This is a genomic window from Streptomyces venezuelae ATCC 10712 (assembly GCF_008639165.1).
Taxonomy (GTDB): Bacteria; Actinomycetota; Actinomycetes; order Streptomycetales; family Streptomycetaceae; genus Streptomyces; species Streptomyces venezuelae.
The window spans coordinates 4,195,316-4,217,500 of record NZ_CP029197.1 but is presented as its reverse complement, the minus strand read 5'-3'; the positions used below and the strand labels follow the sequence as shown (position 1 = coordinate 4,217,500).

Annotated in this window: 14 protein-coding genes (1 of these 14 running past the window's edge); 7 read left to right on the top strand and 7 right to left on the bottom strand. The window is 75.0% G+C overall.

Translation table 11 applies throughout. From position 1 onward, the window contains the following. Positions 1-559 carry the 5' portion of a MarR family winged helix-turn-helix transcriptional regulator gene (locus tag DEJ43_RS19370; protein WP_015035074.1) on the bottom strand. 8 nt of this gene lie to the left of the window's left edge, so 559 of the gene's 567 nt are visible here — the first part of the coding sequence; it begins with the start codon at positions 557-559; its stop codon lies off the left edge, out of view. A gap of 154 nt (positions 560-713) precedes the next feature. On the opposite strand from DEJ43_RS19370, the gene DEJ43_RS19365 reads away from it, so the two are divergent. Further along, the gene (locus tag DEJ43_RS19365; protein ID WP_015035073.1) at positions 714-1,982 is read left to right on the top strand and encodes an MFS transporter; all 1,269 of its coding nucleotides are present in this window, start codon (positions 714-716) and stop codon (positions 1,980-1,982) included. Between the two features lie 25 nt (positions 1,983-2,007). Here the strand turns inward: DEJ43_RS19365 and DEJ43_RS19360 are convergent, their stop codons facing one another. Both DEJ43_RS19360 and DEJ43_RS19355 read right to left on the bottom strand, forming a co-directional pair. After that, positions 2,008-3,678: an ATP-binding SpoIIE family protein phosphatase gene (locus tag DEJ43_RS19360; RefSeq protein ID WP_015035072.1), complete on the bottom strand. Its 1,671-nt coding sequence runs from the start codon at positions 3,676-3,678 to the stop codon at positions 2,008-2,010. Between the two features lie 106 nt (positions 3,679-3,784). Next, the gene (locus DEJ43_RS19355; protein WP_015035071.1) at positions 3,785-5,149 is read right to left on the bottom strand and encodes an NAD(P)/FAD-dependent oxidoreductase; all 1,365 of its coding nucleotides are present in this window, start codon (positions 5,147-5,149) and stop codon (positions 3,785-3,787) included. A 353-nt stretch (positions 5,150-5,502) separates the two neighbouring features. Between DEJ43_RS19355 and DEJ43_RS19350 the strand changes: the two genes are divergently transcribed. Next, positions 5,503-6,300 (top strand): TetR/AcrR family transcriptional regulator, encoded by a 798-nt coding sequence (locus DEJ43_RS19350; protein ID WP_233447966.1) that lies wholly within the window; start codon positions 5,503-5,505, stop codon positions 6,298-6,300. Between the two features lie 287 nt (positions 6,301-6,587). Then, positions 6,588-8,654, top strand: a complete 2,067-nt coding sequence (locus DEJ43_RS19345) for a sigma-70 family RNA polymerase sigma factor (protein WP_015035069.1) — start codon at positions 6,588-6,590, stop codon at positions 8,652-8,654. Here DEJ43_RS19345 and DEJ43_RS19340 read toward each other — a convergent pair. Together DEJ43_RS19340 and DEJ43_RS19335 are read right to left on the bottom strand one after the other, a co-directional pair. After that, entirely contained in the window at positions 8,641-12,099 is a 3,459-nt protein-coding gene (locus tag DEJ43_RS19340) for an ATP-binding protein (RefSeq protein ID WP_015035068.1), read from the bottom strand. The genes DEJ43_RS19345 and DEJ43_RS19340 overlap by 14 nt on opposite strands. Before the next feature lie 89 nt (positions 12,100-12,188). Continuing rightward, positions 12,189-14,417: an asparagine synthase-related protein gene (locus DEJ43_RS19335; RefSeq protein ID WP_015035067.1), complete on the bottom strand. Its 2,229-nt coding sequence runs from the start codon at positions 14,415-14,417 to the stop codon at positions 12,189-12,191. 570 nt (positions 14,418-14,987) lie between these two features. Between DEJ43_RS19335 and DEJ43_RS19330 the strand changes: the two genes are divergently transcribed. The 4 genes from DEJ43_RS19330 to DEJ43_RS19315 all read left to right on the top strand — a co-directional run bounded on the left by DEJ43_RS19330 (position 14,988) and on the right by DEJ43_RS19315 (position 20,018). Next, positions 14,988-16,427 (top strand): NsdA family TPR-like regulatory protein, encoded by a 1,440-nt coding sequence (locus tag DEJ43_RS19330; RefSeq protein ID WP_015035066.1) that lies wholly within the window; start codon positions 14,988-14,990, stop codon positions 16,425-16,427. Between the two features lie 116 nt (positions 16,428-16,543). Further along, positions 16,544-17,728 (top strand): L-2-hydroxyglutarate oxidase, encoded by a 1,185-nt coding sequence (gene lhgO, locus DEJ43_RS19325; RefSeq protein WP_015035065.1) that lies wholly within the window; start codon positions 16,544-16,546, stop codon positions 17,726-17,728. A 91-nt stretch (positions 17,729-17,819) separates the two neighbouring features. Next, positions 17,820-18,608 carry a tRNA (guanosine(46)-N7)-methyltransferase TrmB gene (gene trmB / locus DEJ43_RS19320; protein WP_015035064.1) on the top strand — a complete coding sequence of 263 codons (789 nt, stop codon included), beginning with the start codon at positions 17,820-17,822 and terminating at the stop codon, positions 18,606-18,608. Positions 18,609-18,674: 66 nt separating this feature from the next. Next, positions 18,675-20,018 (top strand): PrsW family intramembrane metalloprotease, encoded by a 1,344-nt coding sequence (locus DEJ43_RS19315; RefSeq protein ID WP_051025903.1) that lies wholly within the window; start codon positions 18,675-18,677, stop codon positions 20,016-20,018. A gap of 30 nt (positions 20,019-20,048) precedes the next feature. Here the strand turns inward: DEJ43_RS19315 and DEJ43_RS19310 are convergent, their stop codons facing one another. Both DEJ43_RS19310 and DEJ43_RS19305 read right to left on the bottom strand, forming a co-directional pair. Further along, positions 20,049-20,996 carry an aldo/keto reductase gene (locus DEJ43_RS19310; RefSeq protein ID WP_015035062.1) on the bottom strand — a complete coding sequence of 316 codons (948 nt, stop codon included), beginning with the start codon at positions 20,994-20,996 and terminating at the stop codon, positions 20,049-20,051. 44 nt (positions 20,997-21,040) lie between these two features. Beyond that, the gene (locus tag DEJ43_RS19305; RefSeq protein ID WP_015035061.1) at positions 21,041-22,180 is read right to left on the bottom strand and encodes a M23 family metallopeptidase; all 1,140 of its coding nucleotides are present in this window, start codon (positions 22,178-22,180) and stop codon (positions 21,041-21,043) included. Positions 22,181-22,185: the final 5 nt, after the last annotated feature.

Below are 22,185 nucleotides of genomic sequence, written 5' to 3'. Positions count from 1 at the left end.
GGTCGGTCAGGCGGCCGCCCGCGTCGGGCTGGGTGAGCTCCACGCGGCGGAGCAGGCGGATCAGGATCTCGCCCAGTACGCCCCGCTCGTCCGAGGTCAGGTCCTGGAGGAGGTCCTCCTCGAAGGCCGTGGCCATGCGCATGGCCTCCAGCCACTTCGAGCGGCCCTCGTCCGTGAGCTCGACGATCACGCGGACGCGGTTGTTCTCGTCGCGGTCGCGGGTGACCAGGCCCTCGCCCGCCATGCGGTCGATGCGATGGGTCATCGCGGCCGGGGTGAGGCCCAGCCGCTTGGCGAGCTCGCCGGGGCCGAGGCGATAGGGCTCGCCGGAGAGGACCAGGGTCTTGAGGACCTCCCACTCGGCGTTGCTGATGCCGAGGTCGGCGAGCTGGCGTCCGTACGCCACGTTCATCCGGCGGTTCAGCCGGCCGAGGGCGGAGACGACCTTCTCGACCTGGGGGTCGAGGTCGCGGAACTCGCGCTGGTAGGCGGCGATCTGCTCGTCGAGGCTCGGCTCCTGGGGGGCCTGCGGGCCGGACCGCTCGGGGTTGTCGGACATGCGGGGAGTATCCCACGGGTCTCGTTGGCATTGAAGTCCTTCGGTGTGTACTGTTAAGAGTCTAACTTTAGTGTTGAAGTCTTCAAGGTTCAGGGCTACACCCCTGAACCTGCGACCGAAGTGGGTGAGTGTGACCAAGGCGAGGGGCGCAGCGATGCGCCGTATCCAGGCAGGCAGCGCGCTGAGCGCGTTCGGACTCGGCTTCACCGTGCCGTACCTCTATGTGTACGTCGCTCAGGTGCGGGATCTGGGCGCGGCCACGGCGGGCATCGTGCTGGCCGTCTTCGCCATGGCCGCGCTGGTGGTGCTGCCCTTCAGCGGGCGGGCCATCGACCGGCGCGGGCCGGTTCCCGTCCTGCTGGTCGCCTCGGTGGCCGCCGCCGTGGGTGCGGTGGCGATGGGCTTCGCCTCCAGCGTGCCCGCGGCCGTGGGGGCCGCGGCGCTGCTCGGTGCCGGTACGGCCGTGCTCCAGCCGGCCCTCGCCACGATGATCGTCTGGTGCTCGACGCCCGTCGGCCGCACCCGGGCCTTCGCCATGCAGTTCTTCCTGCAGAACCTGGGTCTCGGTGTCGGTGGTCTGATCGGCGGTCTGCTGGTCGACACGAGCCGTCCGGGCAGCTTCATCCTGCTGTTCTCGATCGAGGCGGCGATGTTCCTCGTCCTGGCGGCGATCGTCGGGACGGTGCGGATGCCGGGCTCCCCCGCGCTCCAGGGCGCCCGCCCCTCCGAGGGCGGCAAGGGCGGTGGCGTCCGCGCGCTGCTCGGCCACAAGGCGATGGTGCAGCTGTGCGTGCTGGGCTTCGTCCTCTTCTTCGCCTGCTACGGACAGTTCGAGTCGGGTCTCGCCGCGTACGGCACGGAGGCCGCCGGCATCCAGCCCTCGACGCTCGGGATCGCGCTCGCCGCCAACACCGCGGTGATCGTGGCCGCCCAGTTCCTGGTGCTGAAGTTCGTCGAGCGCCGCAAGCGGACCCGGGTGATCGCGGCCGTCGGTCTGATCTGGACCGTGGCCTGGCTCATCGCCGGGTACGCGGGCCTCGGGCACGGCAGCCAGGCCATGGCGACGGCGGCCTTCGTCTCCACGTACGCCCTCTTCGGGCTCGGTGAGGCGATGCTGTCGCCGACCGTGGCGCCGCTGGTCGCCGATCTGGCGCCGGAGTCGATGGTCGGGCAGTACAACTCGGCCTTCGCCCTGGTCAAGCAGTTGGCGCTGGCCGTCGGTCCGGCCGTGGGCGGGCCCATGGGCGCCGCGCTGCACGGTCCGTACATCGTGACGTTCGTGCTCTTCTCGCTCGGCATCACGTTCCTCGCGGTGCGCCTCGGCAGGCAGCTGACCCCGGAGCAGAACCAGCCGGCGCTCGCCGTGAAGCCGTCCCGGGTCGTGGCGCAGCACATCCCCGAGAAGGAGACCGCGGCCGCCTGAGGCCGGCCCGTGCCGCCCTGCCCGTCTAGTCGGGCAGGGCGAACTCGCACCAGACCGCTTTGCCGCCGCCCGGTGTGCGGCGGCTCCCCCAGGACGAGGCGATCGTCGCGATGATGGAGATCCCGCGACCCGCCTCGTCCTCCGTTTCCGCCCTGCGCCGGCGCGGCAGGTGGTCGTCGCCGTCCGTCACCTCGATGATCAGCCGGCGGTCGGTGCGGCGCAGCCGCAGCCGCATGGGCGGGGTGCCGTGCTGGAGGGAGTTCGCCACCAGCTCGCTGGTGGCGAGGACTCCGAGGTCGCGCAGTTCGACCGGGAAACGCCAGGACGACAGGACCCCGGAGGCGAAGGCACGCGCGCGGGGAGCGGCCTCCACACCGCCGAGGAGTTCCAGGGCCGCGTTGTGGAAGAGCTCCGCGTCCGCTCCCTTACGGGAGGGGTGCTGGACGACCAGGACGGCCACGTCGTCGTCGTGCTCGGCGGTGACCCCCAGGGAGCGGAGCAGCCGGTCGCAGACCACCTGCGGGGTGCCGCTGGCGCCGGAGAGCGCGCGGGCCAGGGCGGCGACGCCCTCGTCGATGTCCTCGCGGCGCCGCTCGACCAGGCCGTCGGTGTAGAGGACGGCGGTGGAGCCGGGCGGCAGGGCGATGGAGCCGGAGGCGTGCAGCCAGCCGCCGGTGCCGAGCGGGGGTCCGGTCGGGTCCTCGGCGCGCCGGACGGTGCCGTCCTCGTCCCGTACGAGGATCGGGAGGTGGCCCGCCGAGGCGTAGACCAGCTTGCCCTCGTTGGGGTCGTGGATGGCGTACACGCAGGTGGCGATCTGGCTGGCGTCGATCTCGGCGGCGAGGCCGTCGAGGAGCTGGAGCACTTCGTGCGGAGGCAGGTCCAGGCGCGCGTAGGCCCGGACGGCGGTGCGGAGCTGGCCCATGACGGCGGCGGCGCGCACGCCCCGGCCCATCACGTCGCCGATGACGAGGGCGGTGCGGCCCGCGCCGAGGGTGATCACGTCGTACCAGTCGCCGCCGACGGCCGCGTCGGTGCCGCCGGGCTGGTAGGTGGCGGCGATCCGCAGGTCGTCGGGCTGTTCGAGGTCCTGCGGGAGCAGGGAGCGCTGGAGGGTGACGGCGGTCTCGCGGTGCCGGCGCTCGCTGGCCCGCAGCCGCTCGGCTGCCTCGGCGTGGTCGGTGACGTCGGCGGCGTGGACGAGGACCCCGCCGCCGTCGAGGTGCGGGCTGTCCACGGGCAGGCACGTCACCGTGTACGAGCCGCCGTCCTGGGTGCGGCGGGACTTGACCGTGCGCGGCTTGCCGCTGCGCAGCACCTGGTCGAGGAGGGGCAGCAGGCCCAGCTCCTCGGCCTCGGGGCAGGTGTCGGCGACGGTGGTGCCCGCGGGGCGGGGGCCGAATGCGGCGGCATAGGCGTCGTTGACGTAGGCGATGCGGTGCTCCGGGCCGTACACGAGCGCGACCAGGCCGGGGAGGCGGCCGAGGAGTTCCCGTACGGAGAAGTCCTCGAGGGCGGGGACGCCGGCGGCCGCGGCGGCCGCCGCGTCGTCGGGGTCGTCGGGGTCGTCGGTGTCGGTCAGGTGCCCCAGCTGCTGCGCGTACTCACCGCGGGCGGCGGGCACGGAGCCTTCGGTCCCCCGCGCCGCGCGGCGCTGTGTGCCGGGGAGCCGGGCGCTCCAACGGGTGAAGTTCACGGATCTCTATGCCTCGTGGTGTCGGTGCCGTGCAGAGTCACGCTGTGCAGGTGTGAGCCCACCTATGGTCACACGTCCAGTGTGGACGAGTGCACTGACAGTGATGTCAGGACGACGGCTTGTCGCCGTTGTCGGGGGGCGGAGCCGCGGCGAGTTCGAATTCGGCGCGGGGGTGTTCCAGCGAGCCCAGGGAGACGATCTCCCGTTTGAACAGGCCGGACAGGGTCCATTCGGCGAGGACCCGGGCCTTGCGGTTGAAGGTGGGCACCCGGCTGAGGTGGTAGGCGCGGTGCATGAACCAGGCCGGATATCCCTTGAGTTTCCGTCCGTAGACGTGGGCGACTCCCTTGTGGAGGCCCAGCGACGCGACGGAGCCGGCGTACGCGTGCGCGTACTCCTTGAGCGGCTGTCCGCGCAGGGAGGCCGTGATGTTCTCGGCGAGGACCTTCGCCTGGCGGACGGCGTGCTGGGCGTTGGGCGCGCACTCCTTGCCCGGCTCGTCCGAGGTCAGGTCGGGGACGGCGGCGGCGTCGCCGGCCGCCCAGGCGTGGGGGGCGCCCTCGACGGCGAGCTGGGCCGTGCAGCGCAGCCGGCCGCGTTCGTTCAGCGGCAGGTCGGTCTCGGCGAGGACCGGGGCGGGCTTGACGCCGGCGGTCCAGACGACGGTGCGGGTGGGCAGCCGGGTGCCGTCGCTGAGGACGGCGACCCGGTCCTCGCAGGACTCCAGCCGGGTCTCCAGGCGTACGTCGATGTTCCGGCCGCGCAGCTCGCGGACGGCGTATCTGCCCATCTCCTCGCCGACCTCGGGGAGGATCCGGTCCGATGCCTCGACGAGGACCCAGCGCAGGTCCTCGGGCTTGACGTTGTGGTAGTACCGCGCCGTGTAGCGGGCCATGTCCTCCAGCTCGGCGAGCGCCTCCACGCCCGCGTACCCGCCGCCGACGAAGACGAAGGTCAGGGCGGCGTCGCGGATCGCGGGGTCGCGGGTCGAGGAGGCGATGTCCATCTGCTCGATGACGTGGTTGCGCAGGCCGATGGCCTCCTCCACGGTCTTGAATCCGATGCCGTGGTCGATGAGGCCGGGGACCGGGAGGGTGCGGGAGACCGAGCCGGGTGCGATGACCAGTTCGTCGTACGTCAGGTCGAGCGTGCCGGTGCCCTCCTCCGCGGTGGCGAGGGTCGCCAGGGTCGCGGTCCGCTTGGCGTGGTCGACGGACTGGACCTCACCGATGACGATCCGGCAGCGGTCGAGGACCCGGCGCAGCGGCACGACGACGTGGCGCGGGGAGATCGAACCGGCGGCGGCCTCGGGGAGGAACGGCTGGTACGTCATGTACGGCTCGGGGGTGACCACCACGATCTCGGCCGCGCCGGCTCTCAGCTCGGTCCTGAGCTGCCGCTGAAGGCGCAGCGCGGTGTACATGCCGACGTAGCCACCGCCGACCACGAGAATGCGCGCAGGTTCGGTCACTGTCCCATGACGCACCGCCGTCCGTGGTTTGTCCACAGCCCCGGCAAATTGTGTGACCGGAGGGGTACGGAGGCGCGGGGTGGCGTATGAACCGGGTCGGGGTGGAACGGTGCAGGTCAGGGTGGGCGTGGCCGGTTCGGTGGGGGGTGTGAAAGGGGAGTGTTCCGGTCCTTGCTCCGATCGGGGGGCGCACCGTACGGAACTCCCCCTTCTGAATTGACCCGGACTCAACTATGTTCGTACTTCGTCGGGGTGTCGGATGGGAGCGCGTGGACCGAAGCGCTACCGGCCGGAAGCCCCGTGTCAGGGCGGGGAAGTCTCCGGGGGGAGACATCATGAGCGGGGGAACGCTTATGCAGATTCAGGATTCACGATGGCAGACGGGCGCCGGGACGGCGACCGTGGACGACGGCCCGCACGCGGGCGTCGCCGGGCCCGAGCGCAACGGCGCCCCGGTGGTCGGCGGCAGGTCCGCGCCGCTGCGGGTGGACGCCCAGCGCAATCTGGAGCACGTCCTGCGGGCCGCGCGCGAGGTCTTCGGCGAGCTCGGTTACGGGGCCCCGATGGAGGACGTGGCACGCCGCGCCCGCGTCGGTGTGGGCACCGTCTACCGGCGCTTCCCGAGCAAGGACGTGCTGGTCAGGCGCATAGCCGAGGAGGAGACCTCCCGGCTGACCGAGCAGGCGCGGGCCGCGCTCGGCCAGGAGGACGAGCCGTGGTCGGCGCTCTCCCGGTTCCTGCGGACCTCGGTGGCCTCGGGCGCGGGGCGGCTGCTGCCGCCGCAGGTGCTGCGGGTGGGCTCGGACGACGTCACGGTGCTGCCGCTCGGTGGCGACACGGACGAGCCGGAAGACGCGGCGCGGGTGCCGTACCAGCGGGGTGTCGCCGAGCAGGGCGACGCGCGTGTGGTCGCGCCCCGGCCCGTGCCGGCGGAGGAGAAGGACGACGCGGGCGCCTCGGAGCTGCTCGAGGTGGTCGGCCGGCTCGTCGACCGGGCGCGTGAGGCGGGCGAGCTGCGCGCCGACGTGACCGTGGCGGACGTCCTCCTGGTCATCGCCACCGCCGCCCCGGCCCTGCCGGACGCAGTGCAGCAGGCGGCGGCCTCGGCCCGGCTGCTGGACATCCTCCTCGAGGGCCTGCGCTCCCGGTAGGAGCGGGCCGCCCTCGCGCACGCGCGGGGGCGGCCGGGTCGTGGTCCGGGCCGCGGTGTCGCCGTGGTCCGGGCGTGGTCCGGCTGCGGTGTCGTCGTGGTCCGGGCGGTGGCCGGTCGTGGTCCGGGCGGACCAACGAGCATGACACGAACGTGTGAGCGGTTACGCCCGGATACCCGAAGTGGCCCCGGACGAGTGGTAAGTGGACGCGGCGCTTCGGCGTGCCCGCGCTCTGTGGCAGGCTTGGCCGGTGTTCGGGTCTGAGCATGCGTACGGGGGCTTCCGCGATGAGCGGTGACAGTCGGGACGAGCCGCTGGGCAACGGAGGCGCCGCCGAGACCGGGGGCCTCCCCTCCCGGCAGGTGCCGAGCCAGGGCGGGCCGGGCGGTCTCTCCGGCGCGCCGGGACACCCCGCACCGCTCGACGCGAGCGTGCCGCCGCAGCGCGAGGGCAAGGCCTCCGGCCGGGCCGGGGAAGCGGGAACCTTCGCCGGAGCCGGTGCGACGTCCGAAGGGACCGTTCCCTTCGGCGCCGGGCACGATCCCGAGGCAGACGGGGCCGACGAGCCCGACACCGTCCTCCCGCCGCCCCGCGACCTGCCGCCCTCCGACTCCGAACTCGTCCAGCTCATGCGCGAAGGCGACGACTCGGCGTACGAGGAGCTCTTCCGCCGCCACTCCGACGCCGTACGCCGGTACGCCAGGACCTGCTGCCGCGACGCGCACACCGCCGACGACCTGACCGCCGAGGTCTTCGCCCGTACCCTCCAGGCCGTCCGGGGCGGCGCCGGGCCCGAACAGGCCGTGCGCGCCTATCTGATGACCACCGTCCGCCGGGTCGCCGCGAACTGGGCCAGGACGCAGAAGCGGGAACACCTCGTCGAGGACTTCGCCGTCTTCGCCGCCGAGGCCGCCCGCGCCTCCGAGGTCTCCGACCAGGGCGCGTCCTTCGGCGCCGGACTCGACCTCGGCGCCGACGTCCTCGCCATGCACGAGGCCGAGCAGTCCCTCGCCATGCAGGCCTTCCGCTCGCTGCCCGAGCGCTGGCAGGCCGTGCTCTGGCACACCACCGTCGAGGAGGAGTCCCCGAGCGAGGTCGCGCCGCTCTTCGGCCTCACCGCCAACGCCACGGCCGTGCTCGCCAGCCGCGCCCGCGAAGGCCTCAAGCAGGCCTACCTGCAGGCCCACGTCAGCCAGTCCCTGACGGCCGGCGGCGACTGCGCCCGGTACGCCGACCGGCTCGGCGCCTACGCGCGCGGCGGACTGCGGATGCGCGCCGAGCGCGGACTGCGCAAGCACCTGGACGAGTGCGCCAAATGCCGGGTCGCCGCCGGTGAACTGGCCCAGGTCAACGCCGGCATCCCCGCGCTGCTCCCGGTCGCGGTCATCGGCTGGTTCGCCGCCGGGTACTCGCTCAAGGCCGCCGGTGTCGTCGCCGGCGGCGCCGTCGGCGCGGGTGCGGCGGGCGCCGCGGCCGCCGCCACCGGGTCCTCCGGCGGCGCGGCCTCCGGCGGGGCCGCCGCCGAGGGGCTCGGCGCGCCCGCGAAGGCCGGCATCGCGGCCGCCGTGGCCGTCGCCGCGGCCGCCGGACTCGTCTGGGCCATGGCCGGGGACCCGCAGCCGGTGGCCGCGCCCAGGCCCACGCAGCCCGTCGTCACCCCCGTCGTACCGGCGGAGCCCGCGCCGCCGCCGAAGCCGACGCCCAAGCCCGTACCCCCGCCGGTACGGGTCGAGACGCCGGCGCCCACGCCGACGCCGACTCCTCCGCCGAGCCCTGCCGAGCCCGCCCCGAAGCCGACGCCGACGCCACCGCCGAAGCCCACTCCGCCGCCCCCGCCGCCGCCGAAGCCGAGCCCCACACCGACCCCGGCGCCCGCCAAGCCCTCGCCGAAGCCGAAGCCGCCGCCCGCGGCCCCGGTCGTCTACCAGGTCAACGAGCTGGACTACGGGATCTTCGGCGACGGCACCAAGCCCGAGGTCGCGCTCTCCGACAGCAGCTGGATGTGGCAGCGGAACGGGCTCTCCCTCGGCGGCACCCGGTACGCGCACGGGGTGAGCGTCCACGCGCCCTCGTCCCTGGTCATCAAGCTCAACCGGCAGTGCACGAGTTACGACGCGGTCGTCGGCGTCGACGACATGAGCGCCCTGCTCGGGATCGGCGGGGTCCGCTTCTCCGTGTACGGGGACGACGAGCGGCTCTGGCGCTCCGACGTGGTCCGGGCGGGCGACCCGCCGGTCCCGGTGCACGTCGACATCGCGGGCCGCGACACGATCCGGCTCGTGGTGGAGGAGGACGGGGCGCTCGGGCGCGCGGCGATCGCCGACTGGGCCCAGTCGCGGATCAGCTGCTCCTGACGGTCCCGGACCGCGTCCGGTCGGGCCCGGACCCCGGCTGGTCAGGGGCGGACCGCCCGGTGCTTGCGGATCCCGGCCGGTCGGGCCCGGAGCGTCCGGCGCTTCCGGATCCCTGCCGGTCAGGCCCGGATCCCTCCCGGTCAGGCTCGGAGCGTCCGGCGCTCGCGGATCCCTGCCGGTCCGGGCTCGACCGTTCGGCGACGGCCTCGGCCAGGGACAGGACCTCGTCCAGGGCGAGGCCCTTGCCCGCCGCCCGGGCGGCGGCGAGGCCCGCCGGGCCGAGCGCCGCGAGCGCCCGGTCCGTCACCTCCCGCAGCTCCCTCTTGCCCGGGACCGACGGCGGCCGGTCCGCGGACCAGCCCTCGACGGCCGTCATGACCCGTACCGCCGGCTCCGCTTCGCCCGCCGCGGACAGGACGACCGCGAGCCCGTCCCCGAGCCCCGTGGTGACGAAGTCCGAGCACTGCGCGTCCCGTGCCTGGCGCAGCGCGGCGATGGCCGTGGCGACGGCGGATTCCCTGCCCTCCGCCGCCTCGACCCGCGCCGAGAGCCCCAGGAGGGCCGCCTCGAAGTGCGGCGGGGGCGCGCCCGTCGAGACCGTGCGGCCCGCCTCCTCCAGCTGGGCGCGGGCCCCGGCGACGTCGCCGCGGTGCAGGGCGAGGGAGGCGCGCAGGAAGCAGACGAACACGCCGGTGTCCCGCACGTGGTAGCGCTCGGCCTCCCGTGCGGCCTCGTCGAGGCCCTTCTCCGCGCCCTCCAGGTCCCCGGCGCGGTAGGAGAGTTCGGCGAGGCGGGCGAGCAGGAACGGGGACTCGGCGTGCGCGCCGACCTCCCGGGCCTGGCGGAGCGCTCCCTCGTACGCCTCCTCGGCCTCCGTCAGGCGGCCGCGCAGCATGTGGGCCTCGCCCGCGGCGCTGGCGATCTGGGCGCCCATCCAGCGGTCGCCGACCCGCCGGGAGAGGCGGGCGAGTTCGGCCAGGTCGTCGTCGATGCCGGGCATGCCGCCGGGCATGTCGACGACCATGTGCGTACGGAACATGAGGCTCACGCCGACCTCCCAGTCGCCGCCGTGACGACGGCAGTTGGCGACGGCCTCGTCGAGGAGGCCGCGGACCACGGCCGGTTCCTCGGTGAGGTACGCGGTGAACGGCCAGAGCAGTCCGGGGAACCGGGCGCCCTCGGGGCCGGGCGGCTCGCCGAACGCGGCCCGGACGCGGCGGGCGACCGCCATCGTCTCGGCCTCCTCGAACTCCTTCATCGTGCGGCTCTCGACGGCGAGGAAGAAGTGCAGCATGCGCAGGTTCATCCGGGGCCAGTACCGGGGGTCGGCCGGGTCGTCCGGGTCGTCGCCGAGCGCGACCGCGCGGTCGACCCATCCCAGGCCTTCGGGGCGGTAGTTGCGCAGCCACCAGAACCAGCCCATGGCGAAGACCAGCCGGAGGGCGGCGGTCTCCGCGGGTGAGGTCACGAGGGTGCGGTGAAGCGCGGCCCGGATGTTGTCCAGGTCGCGCTCGACCCGCTCGATCCACGGGAGCTGCTCGGCCGAGCGGAGCTTGGGCTCGGCGGTCTCGGCGAGGGCCGTGAAGTGGGCGGTGTGGGTGGCCTCGGCGGCGGCGAGGACCTCGGGGGTCTCGGCGGCGCGCTCGACCGCGTACTCGTGGATGGTCTCCAGGAGCCGGTAGCGCATCTCGCCGTCCTCGGTGGGGGCGGCGACGACGAGGGACTTGTCGACCAGGGCGCCGAGCACGTCGGCGGCGTGCGGGGAGAGGGCCTCCGCCGCCGCGAGGTCCCAGCCGCCGGCGAAGACCGAGACCTGGCGGAGCAGGGTGCGCTCGTCGGGGTCGAGCAGGTCCCAGGACCAGTCGACGACCGCGCGGAGGGTCTGCTGGCGGGGCAGGACGGTGCGGGAGCCTGAGGTGAGGAGGCGGAAGCGGTCGTCGAGCCGGTCGGCGATCTGGCGCGGGGTGAGCAGCCGCAGCCGGGCGGCGGCCAGTTCGATGGCGAGCGGCAGGCCGTCGAGGCGGCGGCAGATCTCGTCTACGGCCGCGCCGCCGTCCCGCTCGGGGTCGAACGCGGGCCGTACGGCGCGGGCGCGCTCGGCGAAGAGGCGGTGCGCGGGGTCGGGCGGCAGGGGTTCGACCGGGCGGACCGACTCGCCGGGGACGCCGAGGGGTTCGCGGCTGGTGGCGAGGACGCGGAGTTGCGGGCAGTGGGTGAGGAGGGTCTCGGCGAGGGCGGCGGCCGCGCCGATCACGTGCTCGCAGTTGTCGAGGACGAGGAGGAGGGGGCCGCGGGCGAGGTGCTCGACGAGACGGGCGGTGGGGTCGTCCTGGAGGGCGGTGCCGTCGCGGTTGATCAGGTTGATCTCGCGGAGCCTGAGCGCGGAGAGGACGGCGCCGGGGACGGCCTCGGGGTCGTCGAGGGGGGCGAGTTCGACGATCCAGGCGGCGGGTGCGGTGCCTTCGGCGGCGGGGGCGGCGGCCCTCAGGGCGGCCTCCTCGGCGAGCCGGGTCTTGCCGGAGCCGCCGGGCCCGGTGAGCGTGACCAGCCGGGACCGGGCCAGGTCGGAGCGGAGCGCGGCGAGTTCGGGCTCACGGCCGACGAAGGAGGTGAGGCGGCGGCGGATGTTGCCGGGGGCCGGTGCGGGTGGCGTCTCGGGACGGGCCCGGGCGGGTGCGGCGCCGGGATGGTCCGGGGCCGGTGCGGGGCCGCCCGTACGGGACGGGGGCGGGCCCGCGAGGAGCTCCTGGTGGAGTGCGGTGAGCTCGGGGCCCGGGTCGGCGCCGAGGGCGTCCGCGAGGGTGCGGCGGGCCGACTCGTACGCGGCGAGGGCGTCGGCGTGGCGGCCCTCGGCCCGCAGGGCGCGGATGAGCTGGGCGCGGAAGGCCTCGTCGTACGGGTACGTGGTGGTGAGCTCGGTCAGCTCCGGTACCAGTCCGTCGGTGGCGCCCCGGCGCAGATCGGCCTCGACGCGCTGCCGCAGGGCCGCGAGCCGCTGCGCCTCGGGCCGGACGCCGGCCGGTTCGGGCAGGTCGGCGAGGGCGGGGCCGCGGAACAGCCCGAGGGCCTCGCGGAGCAGGGTGGCCGCGGTGTCGGCGTCGCCGGCGTCGAGGCGGGCGCCGGCGTCCAGGACCCGGCGCCGGAAGACGTACAGGTCGATGTCCTCGGGGGCGGCGACGAGCCGGTAGCCGGGGCCGGGGGTGGAGGCGACGGCCTCGCTGCCGAGGATCCGGCGGAGCCGTCCGACGAGGGCCTGGAGGGCGGCGGGGGCGTCCTGCGGCGGCGCGTCCCCGTACACGTCGTCGGCGAGCTCGGCGACGGAGGCGGCCTGTCCGCCGCGCAGCGCGAGCGCGGCGAGGAGCGCGCGCAGCCTGGCGCCGCCGAGGGGAAGGACGGCGCCGCCCGGACCGAGGGCCTCGGTGGTGCCGAGGATGAGATACCGCACCGGCTCATTGTGTCGGCCGCGGCGGGTGTACGCCTCGGGGTTTCCCCGGGGGTGTCCCTGACGGCGCCGACGGTTTCGCCGTCAGGGTGTCACGCCGGGAGGGACCTCGTGGCCGGGACCAGGGGGCCCTGGACGGCGCGGTGGGCGCGGGGTTCCGCGGTGTTGGTCCAGCAGGAGCCGCGGCGGGCGAGGAGGCGGCGGAGCCAGAGTTCGGTGGAGACGAGGTCGGCGAGGCCGTCGAGGGGGACGGGTGCGCCGTCGGCCGCGGCGCGGAGGGCCTCGCGGACCACCCGGGCCTCGATCAGGCCCGCGTCGGCGAGGAGCGGGGCGTCGAAGAGGGCGATCAGGTGCGGGAGGGCCGCCCGCAGCCCCGCGCGCGTGGCGGCGGCCGGGACCGCCGGGTGGGGGGCGCCCCAGCCCGGCGGCAGGTCGTGGATGCCGGAGCCGGCGAGGACGGTCCGCAGCACCCCGGCGCGGGCGTCCGGCTGGACCCGGAGCGCTTCGGGGAGCTCGCGGCAGGCCCGTACGACCTGGTTGTCGAGGAAGGGGGCGTGCAGGCGCTGGCCGCGGATCTCGGCGGCCTGCTCCAGGACCCGGTGGTCGGCCGCCGCCCGCGCGAGGGCGGCACGCGCGCGTGCCTCGCCGGGTCGCTGGACGGAGGCCGGCAGGGTCGCCGCCCGGTTCAGGCGAACCGATACTTCGGCCAGTGCCTCCCCCGTCAGCCAGCGGGCCGCCGGGCCCGGCCGCGACCAGGTGAGCGCCGAGAGGGACGCCTCCAGGGGGCCGAAGCCGTCCGGGGCCGTGCGGTTCGCCTCCAGGACCCGCCGGGCGGCCGCCTCCAGGCCCGTCCGGTACGGGGTGCGGGCCAGCTTCCGCGCCGCCCGGTACACCGTCAGCGGCACCAGGAACGAGCCCGCGGAAGGCCCCGAGGCCTTCGCGAGCGCCGTTACCGGCCGCACCAGCGAGCGGCGCCTGCGGTCCATCAGCAGGTCCGCGAGGCGCGCCGGGTGCGCGTCGAGGACCTGCTTGGCGCCCATCCCGGTGAAGTGGTCCGCGCTGCCGCCCGCGAGCCGCCGCCGGTGCCGCTCGGCGGTCACCAGCGCGGGCCCCGGCTCGTCGGTGAGCGGCCCGTCGAGCGCCGCGTACGGGAGGGCCTCCTCGCCCCCCGCGACGACCACGTGGTGCAGCCGCGGGTCGGCCGCGATCTCCCCGGCCCGCTTCAGTTCGTCCTCCCGGGCCGACCCCGTGCGCGTGGCCAGGTCGTTGAAGGTGACGGCGAGCAGCCGCTCGCCCGCGCCCGTGCCCTGGCCGGTGATCGTGCCCGGCACTCCGGGCAGCCCGGCCGCGAGCAGCGCGAGCGTGCCCGAGGCGCTGCCGCCCGACAGGTCGGCGCCGATGCCGGGCGCGGGCCCCCCGCCCCGGGCCGCCCGCCGGTCGGCGGGCCCCATGCCGGGCACCGGCCCCGGGTCGGGGAGCGGCGCCTCGGGCGCGTGCCGGGGCGCGGTGAGCCGGGCGCGGACGGCTTCGACCAGGGCGTTTCGGACGCCTTCGACGGCCTGCCGGGGGTCGGCCTGGGCCGCCGCGACCGCGAGCGAGGCGACCTGCTCGTATCCGGTGATCTCGCGCGACCCCTCGCGCAGGATCAGCGCGTGGCCCGGCGGCACCCGTCGGACCCCCTCGTACGGGGTGGAGTCGCGCAGTGCCTCGGGGGTCTCCGGGCAGGCGAGCAGTGCGGCGAGGTGGCCGATGTCGAGCTGTGCCTCGACGAGGTCGGCCAGCGGCAGGGCGGCGGTGGCGTAGGCGGTGCCGCCCGCCCACGGGGTGTGGAACACCGGCCGGGCGCCCGCGAGATCACCGGTGACGGTGAGCCGGCGGCCGGCCTTCACGATCGCGGTGTAGCTTCCCGGCCAGGCCGTGAGATGCCGCAACGCGCCCCCGCGCGCGGTGAGCAGGCCGATGCGGAGTTCCTCGTCGCTCGCGGCGCAGCAGCCGAGGACGGCGAGCCGGGTGTGGTCGTCGACGGCGACCACTCGTACCTCGTCGGGGCGCCAGTCGCCGACCGCCCAGAGCGGGTCGGGGTCGCCCCAGAGGAGTTGCGCGCCGACGGGCTGCACGGTGCGGCCCTCGGTGGCGGCGGCGTGGCCGGTGGCGTGGGGCGAGGCGTGGCCGGGCGGCTGCGCGGGGTCGTATCCGCCGCCGTACGGGCCGTACGCGCCCCCGTGGGAGGAGCCGTACGCGCCGTTCACCGAGCCCGCGCGGGCCCCGGCCGTCGTTGCGAAGCCCGCGGCGGCACTGCTCCAGCCCACCAGCCATCGCATCGGCGCCTCCACATCCGTTTCGGTGGGAGACATGCTGCCACGACAACGGCGCACGGGGCGGAGTCCGGGCGCACGCGCGCGAAAGCCGAATGCGCCCCTGGCATGGGCCAGTTGGCCACCGGCGGCATTCGGCCAAATATCGCCCCTCCGCGGCGGGGGTGGAGGGCGTCCGGGCACCCGCCCGGACGCATCGCTTCCCACCGGTCACCGGCAGCCCGGGAGGCGCTCCCGCCTCCCGGCGCCGTCCGCCGCTCGCGGGGAATGGAGCGGCGGTATCCCCCAGCCCACTGGTCCGGACACCCTTCCCGGCCGAGCGGGCCGACCCACGCGGTATTCATGGAAGCGCTCTCGCGGCGGCCCCGGCGAGAGCGCACGGCCGGGCGCACGGCCACACGACGGGAGCACGGGCCCCGCCGACGGGCCCCGCGGCCCGCCGGTCACACAACAATCTCGCCATACGGAACACCGCCCCTTAACGGTAGGGATGCGGCGAACTACGCTGTGTTTACGAATGCCGCACGCCTATGCCCGGCGTCGTGGCGGCCGTCTGGGTGGTCGAGGGGTGGCGTCATGTCCAGGGAGCAACGCGGGCCGAACGAAAAGCTCGGCACGGTTCTCGCCCTCGCGGGAATCAGCAACGCCGGGCTCGCCCGGCGCGTCAACGACCTCGGCGCGCAAAGGGGTCTGACGCTTCGTTACGACAAGACCTCGGTCGCCCGGTGGGTGGCCAAGGGCATGGTGCCGCAGGGGGCGGCTCCGCATCTGATCGCCGCCGCGATCGGGCAGAAGCTCGGCCGGCCCGTCCCGCTGCACGAGATCGGGCTCGCCGACGCCGACCCGGCGCCGGAGGTCGGACTCGCCTTCCCGCGCGACGTGGGCGAGGCGGTGCGCTCGGCCACCGACCTCTACCGCCTCGACCTCGCCGGGCGGCGGGCCGGCGGTGGCGGGATCTGGCAGTCGCTCGCCGGCTCCTTCGCGGTCAGCGCGTACGCCACGCCCGCGTCCCGCTGGCTGATAACCCCCGCCGATCCGTCGGTGGAGCGGGAGGCCCCGGGCCCGGCGGGCGGCGGCACGGCGGCCGCCACGGAGCACGCGCGCGTGGGGCACAGCGACGTCGCGAAGCTCCGCGAGGCCGCCGAGGACGCGCGCCGCTGGGACTCCAAGTACGGCGGCGGGGACTGGCGTTCGTCGATGGTCCCGGAGTGCTTACGGGTCGACGCGGCCCCGCTGCTGCTCGGCTCGTACTCGGACGAGGTCGGCCGGGCCCTGTTCGGCGCGACCGCCGAGCTGACCCGGCTCGCCGGCTGGATGGCCTTCGACACCGGGCAGCAGGAGGCCGCCCAGCGCTACTACATCCAGGCCCTGCGGCTGGCCCGCGCCGCCGCGGACGTGCCCCTCGGCGGCTACGTCCTGGCGTCCATGTCGCTCCAGGCCACCTACCGGGGCTTCGCCGACGAGGGCGTCGACCTCGCCCAGGCCGCGCTCGAACGGAACCGGGGGCTCGCCACCGCCCGCACCATGTCCTTCTTCCGGCTCGTCGAGGCCCGCGCGCACGCCAAGGCCGGGGACGGGGTCGCGGCGGCGGGCGCCCTCAAGTCCGCCGAGGGCTGGCTGGAGCGCTCCCGGGAGGGCGACGCCGACCCGACCTGGCTGGGCTTCTACTCGTACGACCGGTTCTGCGCCGACGCCGCCGAGTGCTACCGCGACCTGAAGGCGCCGCGCGAGGTGCGCCGCTTCACCGAGCAGGCGCTGTCCCGGCCGACGGAGGAGTTCGTCCGCTCGCACGGGCTGCGGCTCGTGGTCTCGGCCGTCGCCGAGCTGGAGTCGGGGAACCTGGACGCGGCCTGCGCGGCCGGCACGCGCGCGGTGGAGGTGGCCGGGCGGATCTCCTCGGCGCGGACGACGGAGTACGTACGGGACCTGCTGCACCGCCTGGAGCCGTACGGGGACGAGCCGCGCGTGATGGAGCTGCGGGAGCGGGCGAGGCCGCTCCTGGTCACTCCGGCGTGACGTGTCCGGGGGGTTACCGGCAGGTCAGCGGCGTGACCTGCGTCTCGTGACGCCGCGCGAGGTTTCGCGGGATTGTCAGTGGGCCAGTGCACTATCGGGGGTGGGAGGTGGCGCTGGTGTTTGACTGTGACGTGCTGGTGGTCGGCGGTGGGATCGTCGGCCTGTCGACGGCGTACGCCCTGACGCGCGCCGCTCCCGGCACCCGGGTCACGGTCCTGGAGAAGGAGCACGCGATCGCGCGCCACCAGACGGGGCGCAACAGCGGGGTGATCCACAGCGGGATCTACTACCGGCCGGGGTCGCTCAAGGCCAGGTTCGCGGTCAAGGGCGCGGCCGAAATGGTCAAGTTCTGCGCGGAATGGGGCATTCCGTACGAGGTGACGGGGAAGCTCGTCGTCGCCACCGCGCGCGAGGAGCTGCCCCGGCTGCACGCGCTCGTGCAGCGCGGCCGGGAGAACGGCATCCCGGTCCGCGAGCTGGGCCCGGCGCAGATCAGCGAGTACGAGCCCCGGGTGCGGGGCCTGGCCGCGATCCACGTCGGCACGACCGGCATCTGCGACTACGGCGCGGTGTCGGAGCGGCTCGCCGAGGCCTCCGGCGCCCGCATCCTGTACGGCGCGGAGGTCACCGTCATCGACCGGCGGCCCTGGGGCGTCGCCGTTCGCACCGCCGACGGACGGGTGGTGCGGGCGCGGGTCCTGGTGAACTGCGCGGGGCTCCACTGCGACCGGATCGCGCGGCTCGCCGGGGACGACCCGGGGATGCGGATCGTCCCCTTCCGTGGCGAGTACTACGAGCTCGCCGACCCCTCGCTGGTCCGGGGCCTGGTCTACCCCGTCCCCGACCCCGCCTTCCCCTTCCTCGGGGTGCACCTGACCCGGGGGATCGACGGCGGCGTCCACATCGGGCCGAACGCGGTCCCGGCGCTCGCCCGCGAGGGGTACGGCTGGTCCGTCGTCCACCCGCGCGAGCTGGCCGGCACGCTGGCCTGGCCCGGCTCGTGGGCCATCGCCCGCGCGCACTGGCGGTACGGGGCGGGGGAACTGCGGCGGTCGGTGTCGAAGCGGGCCTTCACCGAGGCCGTACGGCGGCTGCTGCCGGTGGTGTCGGAGTCGGACCTGCGGCGGGCGGCGCCCGGGGTGCGGGCGCAGGCGGTGCTGCGGGACGGAACGCTGGTCGACGACTTCCTCATCCGCGAGGCGGCCCGGACGGTCCACGTGCTGAACGCCCCTTCGCCGGCGGCCACGGCGTCCCTCCCGATCGGCCGCGAGGTGGCGACCCGGGCCCTGGCCCACCTCTAGCCGGCCCGCCTGTGGCCGCCCCGCCGCCGGGCGCGGGCCCGCGGGGCCGCGGGGGGCGCCGTAGGATTGGGGCATTGTGTCTGAGGAGATCATGAACAGCTCGCAGTCCGTCGCCGGGAGCCCCGAGCCCGCACCGCAGCCCGTGCAGCGCGGCAGCCAGCGGTTCGCGCCCGGCGAAGGGCCCCTGCCCGACCCCGCCGGGTCCCACCACGAGCGGCGGATCCGCAGCTTCCAGCCGCGCCGCAGCCGCGTCACCACCAGCCAGGCCGAGGCGCTGCTGAAGCGCTGGCCCGACTGGGGCATCGACATCGACGGCAAGCGGGTCCTCGACCTCGGCGAGATGTTCGGCGGACTCCCGGTCGTCCTGGAGATCGGCTTCGGCATGGGCGAGGCCACCGCGCAGATGGCGGCCGCCGACCCCGGCACCGGCATCCTCGCCGTGGACGTGCACACCCCCGGCCAGGGCAATCTGCTCGGTCTCGCCGACCGGAACGGCCTGAACAACGTCCGGGTCGCCAACGGCGACGCGATCATCCTGCTCCGCGAGATGCTCGACAAGGACGTCCTCGACGGCTGCCGGGTCTACTTCCCCGACCCGTGGCCCAAGGCCCGCCACCACAAGCGACGGCTGATCCAGCCCGAGTTCCTCAGCCTCCTCGCGACCCGGCTGGGGCCCGGCGGCGTGCTGCACTGCGCCACGGACTGGGAGCCGTACGCCGAGCAGATGCTGGAGGTGCTCTCGGCCCACCCCGACTTCGAGAACACCCGGGCCGACGGCGGTTTCGCCCCCCGCCCCGACTTCCGGCCGCTCACCCGCTTCGAGGGGCAGGGCCTCGACAAGGGGCACGTCGTGCACGACCTCCTCTTCCGGAGGAAGTGACGAAGGACGCGCCCCGCGGACGTAACCCCGTCGCCTCTGTCGGTGGAGGTCGTTAGGGTCGCTCACGTGTCTCACCCCGCCCCCGCCGCATCCGGCACCGCCGACACCGGCACCGCGCCCGTCCCCCACCGGGACACCGAGGAGCCGGACTTCCCGGCCGCCGCCGACCGGACCCAGTGGCGCTACCGGCCACGCCGGGCCTTCTGGCGCAGCCGGCTGGTCCGGGCCGTCGCGGTCGTCACCGTGCTGGCGATCTGCGCCCTGTTCATCCTCGGGATGGTCCGCGAGCAGACCGGCACGGAGGGCTTCCTCGTCGGGCTCGGCCTCGCCGTGCTCCCCGTACCGCTGCTCATGGCGGCGTTCCGGTGGCTCGACCGGGTCGAGCCGGGCCCCTGGAAGAACCTGCTGTTCGCCTTCGCGTGGGGCGCCTTCGCCGCCGCGCTCGTCGCGATCCTGGCGAACTCCTTCGCGATCCGCTGGATCGCGACCGCCACGGCGGATCCCGACTCGGCGGACACCCTCGGGGCGACGCTGGTCGCGCCCGTGGTGGAGGAGAGCGCGAAGGCGGCCGCGATCCTGCTGCTCTTCCTCTTCCGCCGCAAGCACTTCGGCGGTCTGGTCGACGGGGTCGTGATCGCCGGGTTCACGGCGACCGGCTTCGCCTTCACCGAGAACATCCTCTACCTCGGCAACGCCTTCGGCGAGGACCAGGAGTTCGGCGCCACCGGCATCGGCTCGGTGACCGCAGGAACCTTCTTCGTGCGGGTCGTCATGTCGCCGTTCGCGCATCCGCTCTTCACCGTGCTCACCGGCATCGGCTTCGGCTTCGCCGCGCTCGCGCCGCGCGGCAAGCGGCTGCGCCGGGTGCTGCTGCCGTTCGCGGGACTGCTGCTCGCGATGGGCATGCACGCCGCGTGGAACGGCTCGGCCACCATCGGCGGCCCGCTGGCCTTCTTCGCGGTGTACCTGGCGCTCATGGTTCCGGCCTTCGGCCTGCTGACCTGGCTCGCGGTGTGGAGCCGGCAGCGCGAACTGCGCACGATATCCGGCGAGCTACCGGCGTACGCGGCGGCCGGCTGGCTCTCCCCCGCCGAGCCGCTCGCGCTCTCCTCGATGCGCGCCCGCCAGGTGGCCCGCACCTTCGCCGCCCGCACGTACGGGCAGCCGGCCGCGCGGGCGGTCGGGGAGTACGAGTCCTTCGCGACGACCCTGGCGTTCCTCCGGGACCGGGCCCGCCGCGGCACGGCCGGGCCCGACTTCCCGGCCCGCGAGCAGGAGCTGCTGCACCACCTGTGGCAGCGCCGCGCGGTGGCCTCCCCGGCGCTCACGTACGCGGCGCGGGCGACGGGCCAGGTGTGGGCGCCGCCGCAGTACCTGGACTACGGCGGCTACAACCCGTACCGGAGCTAGGCCGGGCCCCGTCTGTTCCCGGGACAGTCCCTAGAGCGCCGACGCCTCCGTCAGGAGGGTCAGTTCGGCCTCCGTGAGGGTGAGCCCGGCCGCGGCGACGAGGGCCGGGACCTGCTCGACCGTACGGGCCGAGGCGATCGGCGCGGCCACGGTGGGCCGGGAGGCGAGCCAGGCGAGGGCGACGGTGGCGAGTTCCGCGCCCTGGGCCTCCGCGACGGTGTCGAGCGCGGAGAGCACCGCCCGGCCCCGTTCGGTGTCGAGGTGTCCGGCGGCCCCGGAGGCGCGGACGCTGTCGACGGTGGCGCCGGGGCGGTACTTGCCGGTGAGGAATCCGGCGGCGAGCCCGTAGTACGGGACGGCCGAGAGTCCGGCGCGCTCGACGGTCTCCAGGAGCGGGCCCTCGTAGGTGTCGCGGGAGACCAGGTTGTAGTGCGGCTGGAGGGCGACGTACCGGGTGAGGCCCTCGGCCTCGGCGAAGTCGAGGGAGGCGCGGAGCCGCTCCGGGGAGATGTTGGAGGCGGCGACGGCCCGCACCTTGCCCTCCTTCACCAGCTGGTCGAGGGCGGTGACGATCTCCTCGACGGGGACCGACTCGTCGTCGAAGTGGGTGTAGTAGAGGTCGATCCGGTCGGTGCCGAGGCGCCGCAGGGACTCCTCCGCCGCCCCCTTGATGGTGGGGGCGGACAGGCCTTTGAAGCGGGGGTGGGCGCCGGCCTTGGTGGCGACGAGGACGTCGTCGCGGTTGCCGCGCGAGGCGAGCCAGCGGCCGATGACGGTCTCGGACTCGCCGCCCTCGTTGCCCTCGGCCCAGGCGGAGTAGACGTCGGCGGAGTCGACGAAGTTGCCGCCCGCGGCGGTGTAGGCGTCGAGGACGGCGAAGGACTGGGCCTCGTCGGCGGTCCAGCCGAAGACGTTGCCGCCGAGGGCGAGCGGGAAGACGTGCAGGTCGGAGGAGCCCAGCGGGCGGAGGGAGGTCATGCGTCGGTCAACCGTCTCCCCCGCCGGACCTATTCCGGCTCGGCTCAGAGGCTGAGGCCCTTGGAGCGGAGCCACTGCGCCGGGTCGATGCCGTCGCCGCCCGCGGTGTGCACCTCCAGGTGGAGGTGGGCGCCGGTGACGTTGCCGGTGGCGCCGACGCGGCCGATGGTCTCGCCGGTGCCGACGGTCTGGCCCGCGCTGACGGTCATGGACGAGAGGTGGCAGTACCAGACCTCGGTGCCGTCGGACAGCTCCAGGACGATCCGGTAGCCGTACGAGCCGGACCAGCCGGCGGACTTGACGGTGGCCCCGTGCACCGCCTTGAGCGGGGTGCCGGTGGGGGCGGCGAAGTCGAGGCCGGTGTGGTAGCCGGAGGACCACATCGAGCCGGACTGCATGTAGGTGGCGCTGAGGCTGTACGAGGACAGCGGCATCGAGTAGCTCGCGGCCAGCTTGGCGAGGCGCTCGGCCTCGGCGGCCGCTTCCGCCTTGGCCTTGGCCTCGGCTTCGGCCTTCGCCTTGGCTTCCGCCGCGGCCTTCGCCTTGGCCTCGGCGGCCGCCTTCTCCGCCGCGTCGGCCTTGGCTGCGGCCTCGGCGGCCGCCTTCTCCGCCGCCGCCTTCTCCGCGGCGGCCTTGTCGGCGGCGTCGGCGGATGCCTGCTGCTGCTCGGCCTGCTGGAGGATGCGGGCGCGCAGGGCCTCGCCCGCGTCGCCGGCGCCGGCCTGGATGTCGGCGACGGGTTCGGCCCGCTCGGCCTTGGTGGCCCGCTCGTCGTCGGTGGCGTACGTCGCGACGGTGAGCGGGTTGGGGTTGGCGCGGCCCTCGGCGACCGTCTCGTGGTTCTCCTCGGGGAGGAGGGCGCCGACGCCGGGGAGGTCGTGGGCGTCCGGCAGGCCGAGGTCGGGCATGTCGGGGAGGTCGGGCAGCGAAATGGCGACCGGGGGCTTCTCCTGCGCGGTGGCGAGGCCGCCCGCGCCGACGGCGGCGATGACGCCGACGCCGAGGACGGTGGAGGAGCGGGCGAAGTTGGAGCGCTGCTTGACGACGCGGTGGCGTCCGCCGGAGCGGTTCTCGGCGCGCAGGGAGCCCTCGGTGGGGTTCCACTCGGTGTCCGGGGCGGCGGGACCCGCACCACCACCGAAGGCGTCGAAGGGGGCTTCGGGTGCGGGAGTGTTGGACGCCACGAAGG

Excerpts from the sequence above, each read along its gene's own strand:
- trmB (WP_015035064.1), top strand. The coding sequence starts at position 17,820 with ATGAACAGCTCGCAGTCCGTCGCCGGGAGCCCCGAGCCCGCACCGCAG.
- DEJ43_RS19365 (WP_015035073.1), top strand. The coding sequence starts at position 714 with ATGCGCCGTATCCAGGCAGGCAGCGCGCTGAGCGCGTTCGGACTCGGC.
- DEJ43_RS19345 (WP_015035069.1), top strand. The coding sequence starts at position 6,588 with ATGAGCGGTGACAGTCGGGACGAGCCGCTGGGCAACGGAGGCGCCGCC.
- DEJ43_RS19330 (WP_015035066.1), top strand. The coding sequence starts at position 14,988 with ATGTCCAGGGAGCAACGCGGGCCGAACGAAAAGCTCGGCACGGTTCTC.
- DEJ43_RS19310 (WP_015035062.1), bottom strand. The coding sequence starts at position 20,996 with ATGACCTCCCTCCGCCCGCTGGGCTCCTCCGACCTGCACGTCTTCCCG.
- DEJ43_RS19350 (WP_233447966.1), top strand. The coding sequence starts at position 5,503 with ATGCAGATTCAGGATTCACGATGGCAGACGGGCGCCGGGACGGCGACC.
- DEJ43_RS19335 (WP_015035067.1), bottom strand. The coding sequence starts at position 14,417 with ATGCGATGGCTGGTGGGCTGGAGCAGTGCCGCCGCGGGCTTCGCAACG.